This window comes from Bacteroides sp. PHL 2737, from assembly GCF_004115325.2.
Classification (GTDB): Bacteria; Bacteroidota; Bacteroidia; order Bacteroidales; family Bacteroidaceae; genus Bacteroides; species Bacteroides hominis.
Window position 1 is genome coordinate 186,545 of sequence record NZ_CP040630.1, and the last position, 13,985, is coordinate 200,529.

14 protein-coding genes and 1 tRNA gene are annotated in these 13,985 nt (G+C 41.2%); 1 reads left to right on the top strand and 14 read right to left on the bottom strand.

The window, feature by feature from the left end; translation table 11 throughout:
- The first annotated feature begins 183 nt into the window (after positions 1-183).
- Positions 184-256 (top strand) — tRNA-Met (locus DBK98_RS00780).
- Here the strand turns inward: DBK98_RS00780 and DBK98_RS00785 are convergent.
- From DBK98_RS00785 to DBK98_RS00850, 14 genes are all read right to left on the bottom strand, one after another.
- Entirely contained in the window at positions 243-1,940 is a 1,698-nt protein-coding gene (locus DBK98_RS00785; RefSeq protein WP_081977103.1) for an IS1182 family transposase, read from the bottom strand. The genes DBK98_RS00780 and DBK98_RS00785 overlap by 14 nt on opposite strands.
- 174 nt (positions 1,941-2,114) lie before the next feature.
- Positions 2,115-3,068: a transposase gene (locus DBK98_RS00790; RefSeq protein ID WP_005811090.1), complete on the bottom strand. Its 954-nt coding sequence runs from the start codon at positions 3,066-3,068 to the stop codon at positions 2,115-2,117.
- A gap of 25 nt (positions 3,069-3,093) precedes the next feature.
- A complete protein-coding gene (locus tag DBK98_RS00795; RefSeq protein WP_005811092.1) occupies positions 3,094-3,435 on the bottom strand; it encodes a transposase family protein in 342 nt (113 codons plus the stop codon).
- Between the two features lie 127 nt (positions 3,436-3,562).
- Positions 3,563-5,086, bottom strand: coding sequence for a hypothetical protein (locus tag DBK98_RS00800; RefSeq protein WP_005811094.1), 1,524 nt, complete (start codon positions 5,084-5,086; stop codon positions 3,563-3,565).
- Between the two features lie 338 nt (positions 5,087-5,424).
- Entirely contained in the window at positions 5,425-6,225 is an 801-nt protein-coding gene (locus DBK98_RS00805; RefSeq protein ID WP_005811096.1) for a hypothetical protein, read from the bottom strand.
- A 14-nt stretch (positions 6,226-6,239) separates the two neighbouring features.
- Entirely contained in the window at positions 6,240-6,608 is a 369-nt protein-coding gene (locus tag DBK98_RS00810) for a GntR family transcriptional regulator (RefSeq protein ID WP_005811098.1), read from the bottom strand.
- Positions 6,609-6,623: 15 nt separating this feature from the next.
- Positions 6,624-7,436, bottom strand: coding sequence for a hypothetical protein (locus tag DBK98_RS00815; RefSeq protein WP_005811100.1), 813 nt, complete (start codon positions 7,434-7,436; stop codon positions 6,624-6,626).
- On the bottom strand, positions 7,433-8,287 hold the full coding sequence (locus tag DBK98_RS00820) for an ATP-binding cassette domain-containing protein (protein ID WP_032530226.1): 855 nt from the start codon (positions 8,285-8,287) through the stop codon (positions 7,433-7,435). The genes DBK98_RS00815 and DBK98_RS00820 overlap by 4 nt, the downstream gene beginning before the upstream one ends.
- 329 nt (positions 8,288-8,616) lie before the next feature.
- Positions 8,617-10,050 carry a lipopolysaccharide assembly protein LapB gene (locus DBK98_RS00825; RefSeq protein ID WP_032535920.1) on the bottom strand — a complete coding sequence of 478 codons (1,434 nt, stop codon included), beginning with the start codon at positions 10,048-10,050 and terminating at the stop codon, positions 8,617-8,619.
- Between the two features lie 19 nt (positions 10,051-10,069).
- Positions 10,070-11,017 carry a PstS family phosphate ABC transporter substrate-binding protein gene (locus DBK98_RS00830; RefSeq protein ID WP_022011258.1) on the bottom strand — a complete coding sequence of 316 codons (948 nt, stop codon included), beginning with the start codon at positions 11,015-11,017 and terminating at the stop codon, positions 10,070-10,072.
- Between the two features lie 2 nt (positions 11,018-11,019).
- Positions 11,020-11,835, bottom strand: a complete 816-nt coding sequence (locus DBK98_RS00835) for an energy transducer TonB (protein WP_005783011.1) — start codon at positions 11,833-11,835, stop codon at positions 11,020-11,022.
- A gap of 29 nt (positions 11,836-11,864) precedes the next feature.
- On the bottom strand, positions 11,865-12,515 hold the full coding sequence (locus tag DBK98_RS00840) for a biopolymer transporter ExbD (RefSeq protein ID WP_005783009.1): 651 nt from the start codon (positions 12,513-12,515) through the stop codon (positions 11,865-11,867).
- Positions 12,516-12,527: 12 nt separating this feature from the next.
- On the bottom strand, positions 12,528-13,133 hold the full coding sequence (locus DBK98_RS00845; RefSeq protein ID WP_005783007.1) for a biopolymer transporter ExbD: 606 nt from the start codon (positions 13,131-13,133) through the stop codon (positions 12,528-12,530).
- Between the two features lie 27 nt (positions 13,134-13,160).
- Entirely contained in the window at positions 13,161-13,973 is an 813-nt protein-coding gene (locus tag DBK98_RS00850) for a MotA/TolQ/ExbB proton channel family protein (protein WP_005783005.1), read from the bottom strand.
- Positions 13,974-13,985: the final 12 nt, after the last annotated feature.

The window sequence follows — 13,985 nt, forward strand, 5'->3', positions numbered from 1 at the left end:
ACACAAGAAAATAAATAAATTATTAACAATTGTACCTGAAAGCACTATGAAAAAAAGCAAAACAGGTCATCGCTGATTTCCAGCAACATAGCATAAAAACAACATTTTTATCGAAAAATAAATATCAAAATATTTGGTAGTTCAAATAAAAGCCGTACCTTTGCACTCACAAAACAGAAACATCGCGGAGTGGAGCAGTTGGTAGCTCGTTGGGCTCATAACCCAAAGGTCGTCTGTTCGAGTCAGGCCTCCGCAACTAAATAGAAGAGAAGAGGGTGTCCGAAAAGGGTACCCTCTAACTTTTTTCTTTTTTTGTGATTTATCCAACAACTTATAAAAATGCCCCTCATGAAACTCAATTTTCTCCCTTTATCAGTCTTATAATCCTTTCCATCCCTCCCTTTCTTAGCCTTTTTCTGCTTGCAGATCATTTTTCCGATGTTAAATGCAATAGCCAATATTCCAAAGTCCATGACAATCTTCTCCAAGCCTTTATGCCTGAACCTCTTGTACTCTTTATTCCATTTTATTTGCCCGAAGACCGCTTCCACCTCCACCGGTCTTTTGCTCCTATGTTCAAGCCCTTTTGATGAAGTGAGTTTCTCACGTGCCAGTTGCTTGTACCGCCTTAATTTATGATTCACCTTGATCTCCCTGTTTCCTCTCCCTTTGTGACATTTATTTTGTAGGGGACATCCCTGACAGTTCTTAGCACGGTAAACACTTATTTCACTTTCATATCCATTATCATTGACAGCCTTTATCGTGTAGGCAAATTTCATATACTGTCCCATCGGACATACAAAGTAATCTTCCGGTTCGTTATAATACAAATTATCTTGTTTGGAGATGTCACATTTCCATTTTTTTGTTTGTTCCATATGAAAATAATTATATTTCACATAAGCGCTTATACCGAAGCGTTCCATAAACTCATAATTTTCCTCACTTCCATATCCGGCATCCGCACAAACCTCTTTCATGAACCGGCAGTATCTCATCCGGCCATACAATAGAAATGAAATCAACGTCAACGTATCACCCGGATTGTGATAGAAAGCATAGTTTGTTATGAACTGGTTTTCCGTGGATATCTGTAGATTATATCCCGGTTTAAGCTGACCGTTCCTCATGTGGTCTTCTTTCATGCGCATAAAAGTCGCATCAGGATCTGTTTTGGAATAGCTGTTTCTTTCCCCCATTATTTCCAAGTGTTTCTCATATTCCTGCAGCTTAGGTAAGTACTCCTCATTAAGCTTTTTAATCTGACGAAGTTCACGTTTATTGCGGTTCTCCAGATTAATGGCATCTATTTTTTCTTTCAGAGCATGGCTGTCAATAGGAAGAGTTGATTCTCCAGGAGCGGTGTTGTCACCGAGAATACCCTCATCAATTTGAGAAAGTATACATTGAATCTTATTTTCCAGACGATCCTTATACTTTTCCACACTTTTGCGCCAGACGAAAGTATAACGGTTGGCTGCCGACTCCATCTTGGTCCCGTCGATATATTGTTTTTCCAGGCTGATATATCCCAACTCAACAAGCATGAGCACAATCTGAGTGAACAAACTGTGGATACAACTCTTCAAACGCTTGCTGCGGAAATCATTGATGGTACGGAAGTCGGGAGTGGACTTGCCCGAAAGCCACATGTAAAGGATGTTCTCCTGAAGTAGACGTGCTATCTTACGACAAGAGTACACATTGTTCAGGTAGGCGAAGAACAACACTTTCAAAAGCATGCGGGGATAATAAGCAGGACAACCACCACCCTTATAAGTAGATAACAACGGACTGATGTCAAGCTTATCAACAATCTGGTTGACAAGCCGGACCGGAGCATCCGAAGAAATATTTTCATCAAGACGGCAAGGAAATAAGGAATCCATACCTTGAGAATACTCCTTAAATTGTATATTTGCACTATCGATTAACATGCTCTAAGATAAACATTTTAGAGCAAATTAAAAAGTCCGAGCTTGGGAAAGTTCGGACTTTTACATAAAAAAAGAGGGTACCCTTTTCGGACACCCTCTTCTTCATTTTATATCAGAACCAAAAGGATCATGGATTCAGGATGGATCAATGTAAAAATCTGAGGGCTTTTCTTTTTATGCATATAATTTGGCGAGTCTGTACAAGAAAAATGCTTTATCTCTTACTCCTCTGAACTGTGCCCTAAACGCTTTGATTTTAGCATTAAATGATTCTGCTGCTGCATTGGTAGCCCTTCTTTCAAAGAAGTTTATTATATTCAGATAGTGCGTTTGTATAGAGCGCGCTACCCTTCCAAAGGTGAGGAACTCCGATTTGTCTACTTCATCATACCACCTTGCAAGCCTTGTCAAAGCAATATCTTTAAACTTACACTGATGATAGATTGAGCCTAACCGCATGGCCAGATAATATCCCTTCTTTATATCGGGATATTCTTTAAATAGAATCTCGGCCCGTATCCTTTGTGACTGAGTCCATAGCGATTCTTTTTTGTAAAGCAGATAAATACTCCTTGCCAGCAACTGTTTTCTTGTATCTCCATTAGCGAAAACGGGCGCATGATACATCTTTCCGCAGGCCTTTGCGTAAGCAATCTGTATGGACTCTTCGTCCAAAGCCTCCCAGCGAGCTTTCACGCGCATCTCCTGAACAGCTTCATAGGCTAATTTCTGTACATGGAAACGATCTGTAACGCGTTTGGCGGCAGGGAAGCAAGTCCGGGCAATCTGTGCCATATTGGGGGCCATATCCAATGTTATCTCACGTACCTGGTAGCGACGACGACGGGAAAGTTTAAGCAGGACAGAGGTGACTGTACAAACAGCCGTACCTTTAATGATAGCGATAATACTGCCTTTACCACCGTGAGCCTCTTTATTAATCAACACAGTATAGAGTTCTCCACGAGAGAGAGCCACTTCATCAATGCAGACGTAGGCACCAATGTTCTTTTCAAACAAAAGCCAGTTCTCTGCGTGGGCAAGCTGCTCCCAGTGGAGGTAGCCACTTAAATGGTTACGGTATTGACGTTCAAATAAATCCCCGTCAACGCCATATAAAGTACCCAATAACTTGCAGCTGATCGGATAATTATCAATATAGTTCTTTTAAAAAAAACGCAAAATCCTGCGTCATACGAGTACCCTCAGCTAACATGCGCCAGTTACGGCAGATATACTCATTGCTCTTCTTTAATATCCAGCGACGACGGCGAATGTTCAGATACACTTTCTTGCCACGAAGGGGAAAGTCCTGGACAACCACTGGATCATAAAAGCCTTTGCTCTCAGTGCCCTCACCGGCATACTGCTCAGGAACCAGATTATTCTCTTCAAGGTAAATCACAATCTCATTCACGCTTTCCTTCACATCAACAAGAGCAAAGTAATCCAAGGTGCCTTCAGGAAGAAGAAGGCGATAACCATTTAACTCCATTTTCTATAAATTTGAAGGCAAAGATAAGAATTTATAATTTCACCCCTCAGAGTTATTCATTGATCCATAAATTCTTAGGGATTGCCGTTTTATCATTAAGTACCAACTTTAAGACAGTTACCAATAGCTACATTATTCTTAGTACCATCCCCGGATCAGAACAATCTCCCTCAGAAGCATTCATGAGTCCTATTTGTCGGATTACATCCCCCGGTATTGTCAAACGATTCCCCTTAATTACAATTTTGGAAGTAATATCCACCGGAGTTTCTCCTGCCAAATCCTGTGCATATACCGTACGATTCTCCTTTTCTATTGAGGAAGGAAATACCATCGTCACCTCTTTGAAATACCCCAGTAAACCGACAGGCACATCCCAACGATCAATAGATACGGTCACTGCAACTTCTTCTGTTACATATTCACGCCCCAAATTACGCCCTATTGTAACAACAGCTACAGCACCATTGGGATAACGGGACGCCAGCACAAATGGACGAACTTCCAGAGGAGCCCCGGAAACTTCCGGCAATCCCATTCCCCGGGCGACCCGTGCCGGTGCTACAGCTATCACGTCCGTACCAACCTTACGTCCTTTATTCCAGGTTTCGTTCTCCCATAGCGCCCAATGATCAGTAAGCTTCACGCTATCAATAGCATAAGCTGTATTTCCTACTGAGAAAGGTACTGCTATCCGATGCCATCTGACTCCACGTACTACTTCATCCAAACGTCGCTTTATATCACGCCCGGTCGGTGGAAATACAAAATCCTGTGTCCCATCCGGCAAAGTTCCTGCAAACGAATGACGCATCACACCAATAGCACAACCCAGCCCCACTGCAATATAAGGTTCATCTTCACAGTTGATAATTCCTTTTGCCCCATTAACGGTCTTATAAGGTAATAGATCACAAATACGCTGAATAGTAATCGGCTGCGCCATAATGTTTTCTACATCATACGTCCGAAAGACATCGCTGAATTCAATAAACTCATTTCGCAAAGCATGTTCTATATATAAATGAGGAGCATACCGTTTGCCCATAGAAGTTAATCTTCTCCTCCATTCTCCATTCCTATCCTCTTTCCCCCAATCCACTTTCCAATAATCAAAACCTGCTTCATTAGCTACCTTTATCCTCCGTTTCCAATATTCTTCCTCAGGAATATCGGCATACTTTTCTGCCTTCTGGGCACAAATCCATCCACCAACACCTTTCCAGCCTTTGCCTTTGATTTTTAAGGATAGCTGCCTTAAACGTTCCACGTCATCTCCACCAAAAGACGGGAAGCGATCCGGACTAAGTTCTACAGTTCCTAAATAAGGATTTGGTGAATCATTAACGCCTTTCGGTATATCCCATGAATCGTCCATTACAAAATAAAGATCTTTCCGGATAGCAGAATAACAATCTACCCAATTCTGATAGGGTCCATCTCCAAATAAATAGTCTTCAGTCATGGCGGCTCTGGTTAGTTCAGTACTTTTATAGCTGACCACATAGCCTTGCAAATTCCACGTACAAAAGTAATCCGGAGCTTTAGATGGAGTATCGGGCACAAGGCTTTTTACTGCACATGGCTGACCTGCAACAGAAATACACATGCTACAAAAAAACAATATCAATAAGTTTTTATGTCGTGTCATATAGGATATTTTTTAGATTAACAAAAACAAATATTGCAAATATAATCATTCTTCTCATCTATCGGACAAGATCATTTCATTCGTTTCATTAAATCTCTCCAAAACGGCAAAATACTCCAATGCCTTACCACTCCAAAAACACGCCATTACTATCGCATTTAGCACCATAATAGTCTACTGCATAAATGGTAAGTATGTAACAGAAAGTATAGCTTTCCACTTCTGATAACAAAAAAAGATGCAACAATAAACTAAACAGTTCTTTTGCTACATCCTTTTCTTCCTGATATACAATCTATCCACTCAAACTTCTCAAAGCCCGAGAAGCAATGCCTTTTTTATTCGTCTTGAAGTACTAAACACCCTTTTTCCTTCATCGTCACATGCAGCACGGCATCCTCCTTCTTAGGAGCCCAAATCATCTTCTTGCATTCCCCTTTCTGGAGCTCATTACGATGATAAGTCTCACTACCTGTCAAGTGTTCAGTACCAATTGTACATTGATGGACACCCCAGTTTCTGACGCCATCCAGATCCAAATAAAGATAGGGAATTATCGATTGATGAGCATTAAATGTCACGCCATCACCATCAACATAGAGAGCGCGAATCTCACAAGAATCTAAACGTACTTCCCCACTTTGGATATACGTAGCCAAAGAGTCTGTTTTTATCCCGTTCATATTCGTACGCAATCCACGAATAGTATTGGTCAGAAAAGCCAGATTAGCATCCGCTTCTATAGTAAGCTGTAATCCTTTAGCCTGCAACCCCGGAATAAGATATTTCTTTTTCTGTTCAGGAAGATCATAATTAGTCAAATCCAGGCAAATCACCAAAGTATCCGCATCCTGACTGATTTTCAGATATTCAGATTCCGGACTAAATAATCTTGTTTTCCCATCAGTAGATGGCACTACATTCACGCAAGCCTGTTCCAGCCACGCATGACGTGTATCACTTGCATAAACTTTTACGGCACGAACACCGGAAAACTCTGTTTGAAGCAACTTATCCGAAAAAGTGAGTATGTATGAGTCTCTATCAGACTTTTGGAAAGAAATATAAACGACACCTGCCATTAGTATCACGAGTACCGAAGCAAGTATGCCAATAAATATATATGTAGTACGTTTCATAAGATTCTATTTTTTTATTTTTGTTTCATCATAAAGTTACGATACATAACCAGCAGCTCTTCATCCGAAACTCCCAGTGTGTAGAGTTGACGAAATACGTGCTCAAGTTCATCCTTCAAGAAGGTCTCCCGGCGAAGTGAAAGAATCAGATCTTTGGCACCGGCAGAAACAAAATAACCGATACCTCGTTTATTGTAAATGATATTCTGCGACTGAAGATAGTCGAACGAGCGCATGGCCGTATTGGCATTTACCTCTACTATAGCTGCATACTCCCTTACGGAAGGAATACGTTCCTCCTCCTGATACTGCCCGAGAAGTATCTCATCACAGATTCGATCTGCTATTTGCAGATAAATGGCTTTACTCTCTTTAAAATTCATAAACGTAAGAGTTTGTTACATTCGATTAATAATCTCAGATTCCTTGAAACGGAAATACGAAAGTGTCCAATTGATCAGTGTAAAAAGTATTGCTATTGCTGAAAGACAATCAAAAGCTGCTTCCTCACTAATATCCGGATTGAAATTTATGTGATCCGACCATATCAATTTAGCAAATCCGCCAACAATTAACACATAGGCAATAAAAACAATCATTCCTGCAGAAAATGTTTTGACAAAAGAATTCTTAGGCCAGACAGTACTCCCTAATACAAAACAAGACTGAAAGAAAAAATAGCCTGCTATCATCAATACAAACGTATAGGTATGCCTGAACACCGTATAATAACCTGTATTATCACCAAACAAATGAGACAGCGGAGTAACCGCAATCGCATCATTCTCCGGATAAGCTAACGAATACACCAATACCTTTGTATAATCCGCCAGCTTATAGGTAATCAGAAAAACGATTAAGAAAACAACCGTAAATACCAGCCAGCGGGAAAAGAATTTTTCAAACGAAGTGGCAGGAGTCATAAGTACAGAGAGCCGCCCTGTTTTCGATTTCATCCTTTCCATCGTAAACGAAGCACTCAGGCAACCAAACACCCAAAGCCCCCATATAAAAATCATCAGATTAAAACTCCAGGTTATATCGCTATCCTGACTGGCCCGATAACTCAAATATCCATTCCATATCATTATCACCGCCATGGCACCATACATCAACGCGACACGGAGCAGATTTGACTTCCAGTTCTCGATCATCTCTTTACGGCAGAGATTCATAAAACGTGTTTGGCTGAAAAAAGTATCTCTTATCATAATTCTGTTTGTTTAGTGTGGAACAATGCAGATATCCTTTCGGGAACTGCCAAGGTAGCGTTAAAAAGTAATTCAAGATTGATCTCCGAATCATCGCCCGATTCATTAGGCAGAAGCAAGAAATTACCTTGAATAGACGGAGCGGAATATAAAGAAGATTGAAGCAATGTCCGGTCGTCACTCTCAGTAAAAAGCAGTTTATCACAAATGCCCATTACAGATTCGTTCAGTAGCACCCGGCTATTGTCCATAATCAGCACATGGTCCAACACCTTATCAATGTCACGCACCTGATGTGTAGAAATCAAGATCGTTTTATCATCTGTCATACCCGAAGCTATAAACTTCCGGAACTGGCTCTTACCCGGAATGTCCAGTCCATTGGTCGGCTCATCCATCAATAGTAAAGACGTATTTGTAGCAAGCGCAAAGCTCATGAACACTTTCTTCTTCTGCCCCATAGAGAGCGCCCCCAGATCAATATTGATATCCATCTCAAAATAGTGCAGATATTTCACCATATCCTCTTTACTGAAACGAGGGTAAAACGGACTGTTTAACTCTACATAGCTAATTAGCGAAACAGGGGGAAGGTCAAACTCTTCAGGAACCAGGAACATATCCTGCAATGTAACCGGCAGGCGACGGCGCACATCAGTACCGTGATAAAGCACACGGCCACTTTTGGGTGTGAGTAGGCCACTCATGAGATAGAGTAGTGTAGATTTACCTGCACCATTTTTGCCGAGCAATCCGTAAACTCTACCCTTCTCAAGTGATAGAGAGAAGTCATGCAATACGGCACGCTTCGATTTACGATAGAAAAAAGAAAGATTTTCTGCTGTAATCATCTTCATTTATTTATGAGTTTATGTGTATTAGTATAATAGTACACTGCAAAAGTAGACAAATATATGGATACTACAACAAATTCAGCAATATTTTTTCAAACTTTCTTATACAATTCTTATAATCAACACTATAAAGAAACACATTTTATATATACAAAGAAGAGAATAAGATCAACGCAAAAACTGAGAAGCATATGTCTCACTAAATATAATAAGGTGAAAAACAAGCAGACTTATAATTAAGCAAAGGTAGCGGAAAGCACTATAAAAAAGGAGGAGCTAAGAATCACTCTCCACTCCTCCCACACGACAAACAACTAAAATTATTACTATTTGATGCCATCCAATGCACGTTTAGCAGTAGCATTAGCGGGGTCTATAGCCAGAATTTTATTCCAATACTCCTTAGATTCAGGAAGTTTGTTAGCCACCAGATAATAATATCCCAGATAACTGTAACACTCAATCAGTGCAGAGTTATATCTCGGATCGTTTTTGTCAACCAGGAATGTGGCTACCTCTTCATAATAAGGTTTAGCCAATCCCTGAGTGGTTTCCGGGTCTAACGCAGAATTGGTGCGTGCCCTCCAGAAGTTACCCAAATAACTATCCGGAGCCACTGTAGCAATTTCAGTAAAAATAGAATCGGCAGAGAGAAGAGCAGCCCTCCGCTCATCTAAAGAAACCGTCAATGTATCCGATTGCGTACCCTTTTCGTAATAAAGCTTTCCAATCTGGAACTGTACGTCAGGGGTACGTTTATCGGCACTCAACGATTCGCTATATTTTTTATAGGCTTCTATCGCCTTTGTAAATTCATTGTTCAATTCATAAGAAGAAGAGACTTCACGCCACAAATCTGTTTTACTCGGATCGAGTGTGATTGCCTGCATATAAGCATCCACCGCTTGATCATACTTTTTTACAGCATTAAGCAAATGACCGAAATACATATAGTCAAGATAAGAAAAATCGGCCTTATCAGACTCTTTAAAGAAAGCATCTGCTACTTTCATAGCTTCATCATAGCGTTTCAAGTCGGTATAGTTATACATAGCCAAACGGTTGAACGCGGCATCACGCGGATTCTTCTGCAATCCCACCAGAGCTATCTGTAGCGACTTCTCAAAATCATGGTTCAAAAAAAGCACAAAAGAATACTTCGTCAAATCATCTTCCGTTGCTTCCGGAGTATTGATGAATCGGGCATAAGCTTCAGCCGCTTTATCAAACTTATTATTCAAATAATAAATTTCAGCCAGTTTCTTGTCGGCAGCAACACTCGAAGGATCAATGCTCTTCAGCTGTTCCAGTTTCTCTATGGCAAGTTGTGGACTGGCAGCCTTATACACATCAGCGAATTTCAAATAAGCCTCTTTATAATTAGGATCGAAATAGATAGCCTGTTCGTAAAGCTGACAAGCTTTTCCGGCCTCTTTCTTAGCTACGGCTATATCGCCTTGCAGCACCGATATCGCAGCCGATTTGCTGTCAGCCTTTTGTCCAAGAGCGGCATAAGTTTCCGCTTCACTAATTTTACCAGCTTCCAGATATGCCTGACCAATGGCAGTCAGGAGATCGGTATTTTTTTTATTTTTCCCTTTCAGCAACTGTGCGGCTTCTTCGGAAGCCTGCGCCGGGTTGGTCTGAATCAATTCTTTTACTTTGGCAACCTCGCTGTGCCAATCAGCATCCGCCGATTGCGCAAAAAGCGGACCGGCTGCTACAAATGCTCCTACTAAAAACAGTTGAAATCGTTTCATTGTAATTCAATTTTAGTTATTATTCGTCTTTCACGTCCACAATACGAACCGGCTGGGTAGCCGGAACGAGTCCGGACTTTAATATAATCCGCTGCCCTCTATCAGAAGTGAGAAAAGAAGCGAATCCCCAGGGCAGTGCATTACGGGGATCATTCAGTAATACATAAATAGGGCGTGCTAACGGATAGTTTCCGTAATACAGATAAGCTTGATAGGGCTTGTAACTGTTCTGCGGGGTAGCTATATCGTCTGCACTTACTGACATCACTCTAATCTCATCACGGAAAGACAAGTTTGTGGTATCACTCCGGTTTCCAAGCCAATTGACGCCAATCACTCCGATAGCATCGGGTGTACGTGCTACGTAATCAATCACTTGCTGATTTGTCCTCAGAGCCTTTACATCTTTATCGGATAAAGGAGCTCCTTTGCAGATGGAGTCAACTGCAAAACGTACCGTGCTTGAGTTCTTATTATCAAATACGAGTTGGATATCACCCAGCTTTGAGGTAGGATAAAGCTCTTTCCATGCATGTACCCTTCCTGTCAGAATACGCCGGATATCACGCACCGAAATCAGGGTATCTGTATTTTGCCTGTTGACAATCAGGGCTAATCCGTCAGTAGCCAGCTTTATTTCCCGAGGGAAGAATTTCCGGCTGTGGAAAGAATTCATCTCTTCGGGAGTCAATGTACGAGTGGTAATAGCCAGACGCACACTATCCTTCAGAAGCTGATTGATAGCGTCTACCTCAGTAGTATAACGGGGAACAATTCCGGCCAAAGGAAATAATCCCTCGAATACATCGATTTCCTCTTGAACAATGGGTTGAAAACTTTCGTCAGCGGTAATAGCTATTACTCCCGACGTATAAGTATCCGTCAGTCCGTCCCTGGGTTTTGAATTACAAGCAGATAATACAATCAAAGACCAGGCACTGATTAGCCAGAATTGTTTCTTAGTCATAATTACTGTAGTTTAAAGACAATAGGAACTGTGAAATTTACTGCCACGGCCTTACCGTTCTGTTTTCCGGGAATCCATTTAGGCATCGATTTGATAACACGTATGGCTTCCTTGTCGCAATATGGATCCAATGAACGTGCGATAGTTACATCCCGCACCTGTCCATCCTTACCAACCACAAAACGACAGATCACCTTTCCTTGTGTACCATTCTCGGCAGCAATGGTAGGGTATTTCAGATGTTCACCGATATACCTCATCAATTCTGTGGTTCCACCGGGGAATGTAGGCATCTGTTCTACCATATCGAAAACTTTTTCTTCGGCCGGCTCTGCCTGAGTAACCACTTGTTTCAAATCGGCAATATCCTTACCGTTTGCTTCATCGTTACCCTTCACGTCGGCAATGGATATAGCGACTTTGGTTTGTGTGAGTTCTTCCTGGCTTTTAATCTCATCATCCTCATGTACTTCCTCATCTTTTTTAATGACTGGAGCGGTAAACTTGATAGAACTCTTCAAAGCAGGCGGGGGTGGTGCCACCGGTTCTACTCTCTTCATCTCTTCCTGCTTTATTTCAGGCTCCTCCAATTGCGACAAGGTGGTGACTTCCGTCATTACCTCTTTTTGCTTCGGAGTGGCCATCTTGATTAAAGTCGGAAGACTAAAGCCCACTAAGGCGATTATCAACACAATAACCATTGCCACATTGTGACGTTTGGGTGAATCAGCACGCATTTTATACGCACCATAAGCTTTATTTTTGCCTTTAAAAATCAGCTCACACCATTCAAAAGAAGTTAAATCTATTTTTGCCATTTTAATTTTCTATTTTTTGGTGTTACATTTTATTCGGCAATATTCTGTGAAAGCTCACCCTTACTTTCAAAATTCTTCACCAGAAATTCGTCAGCCTCGGCAATATCCGTTATCACATACTTACCAATATTACATATCTGCATTTCATCGAGAGCGTCAATCAGATTTGCATACGATGCATTATCCATCGCCTTGATGATGACTGTAGGCGTATCCTTTCCACTCTTTATTTCGGAAAGTTGCTTCGTAAATTCATCGTCTGATATCTTAAGTTCCAGCTTCTTCTGTTTCAGATCATTTACCTGTCTGACAGCAGCAGCATTCTTCTTCAGAAGTATTGCCCGTAATCCATCCGGTTTATACGACGTCTCTTTCAGAGAAGTATAATCCTTGTAATTGGGTTCTCCTTCATAATAATATAGTTTGTCATCGGGTCCCAACAAGAGCGTGATTGCCTGTGAAGCTTTCACCTTGCTTTGCTGTTCTTCGGTGATGTTTTTATCATTGCTCGGCATGCTTATCTCCATCGTCTGAGGTTTGCTCAACGAGGTACAAAGCATAAAGAAAGTGATCAACAACATATTCATATCCACCATAGGCGTAAAGTCTACGCGAACCGTCATCTTCTTCTGTTTGCTATTCCCCTTCTTTTTACCGCTTTCTTGTACTTCAGCACTCATAGTTGTTCGTTTTTAGTTTTCAGAAGTCGTTTTCAGAGAAGTAATCAGGTTATACCGATTCTCCCTGAGGTCCTGAAGTGAATTCATAACATTTTTAATCACAGAATAAGGAGTATCCGCATCAGCCTTGATCGCAATACGCAAATCAGAATTCACAGCACGTGCATTACGCACCCATGACTTAAACTGATTATCAAGACTATCGCAAGGAATACCTTCGTTCTTCAGTACTGCATCCTGCTTTTCAGTCGGCAAGTCAAGATAAGTTTTCATGTTTTTCATCGGCACTCCGAAAGTGGATGCCAACATGAATTTCTTTTCCTGTTCCGGAGTGAATGTGACGCCATATTCCTGTCCCATGCTCTCCAATACCGCTTTCAAGTCGGACTGCTTGTCCATACTCATAAATATCTTTCCGTTCGGATCGACCAATATCTGAAGGATATTCTTTTCCGGAATCTTAATTTCCGAAACTGAGGCGGGTGTAGTCACTTGTACCGGCTCTTTCTTCACAAATGTAGAAGTTAACATAAAGAAGGTAAGCAACAGTACCGTAACGTCACTCATCGCCGTCATGTCGATGAACGTACTTTTCTTTTTAATTTTCGCTCTGCCCATTATTGTCAGAATTTAGTGGATTCCAGATTATTTATGAGTAGCTGCAAAAGTCTGCACAATAGAGAAGCCTACCTCGTCAAGGCTGTAAGTCAACTTATCGATTTTGTTTGTATAGTAGTTATAAGAGATAACTGCCAACGCACCGGTAAGGATACCGAAAGCTGTATTAATCAAAGCTTCAGAGATACCTTGTGAAAGAGCCATTGAGTCGGCAGAACCACCGGCAGCCAAAGCGGCGAACGAACGGATCATACCAATAACCGTACCAAGCAATCCCATCAAAGTACCCAATGTGGTGATCGTACCGATAATCGGAAGATTCTGTTCCATCATCGGAAGTTCAAGCGCAGTAGCTTCTTCCAGTTCTTTTTGGATAGCAAGCAGTTTCTGATCTTTCGAAAGAGAAGAATCATTCTCCATTTCTTCATACTTCCGCAATGTAGAAGTAACGACGTTTGCTACAGAACCACGCTGTTTGTCACAAACTTCCTGCGCCTTACGAAGATCTCCTGCCGATAGGGCATCCTTGATGTTAGAAACGAATTTAACCAAAGAACCTCTACCGAAAGCAGAGCGAAGAGCAAAATAACGTTCAATGCTCAATGCCAATACGGTCAGCAATAAAGTTTGAATAACAGGCACAATCACTCCACCTTTGTAAATGGTCCCCATAAAGTTTCCCGGAAGTGGGTGATTGTTAGGATCATTGTTCATAAAGTTCGTGGGATTTCCCAAAATGAAATGATAGATACACACTGCTATAATGAAACAGCAGATAATAACCAATCCGGCATTCTTGATACCTACAATCTTAGTCGACTTTTTTTGAGTAGTTTCCATAATAAAGTTTTT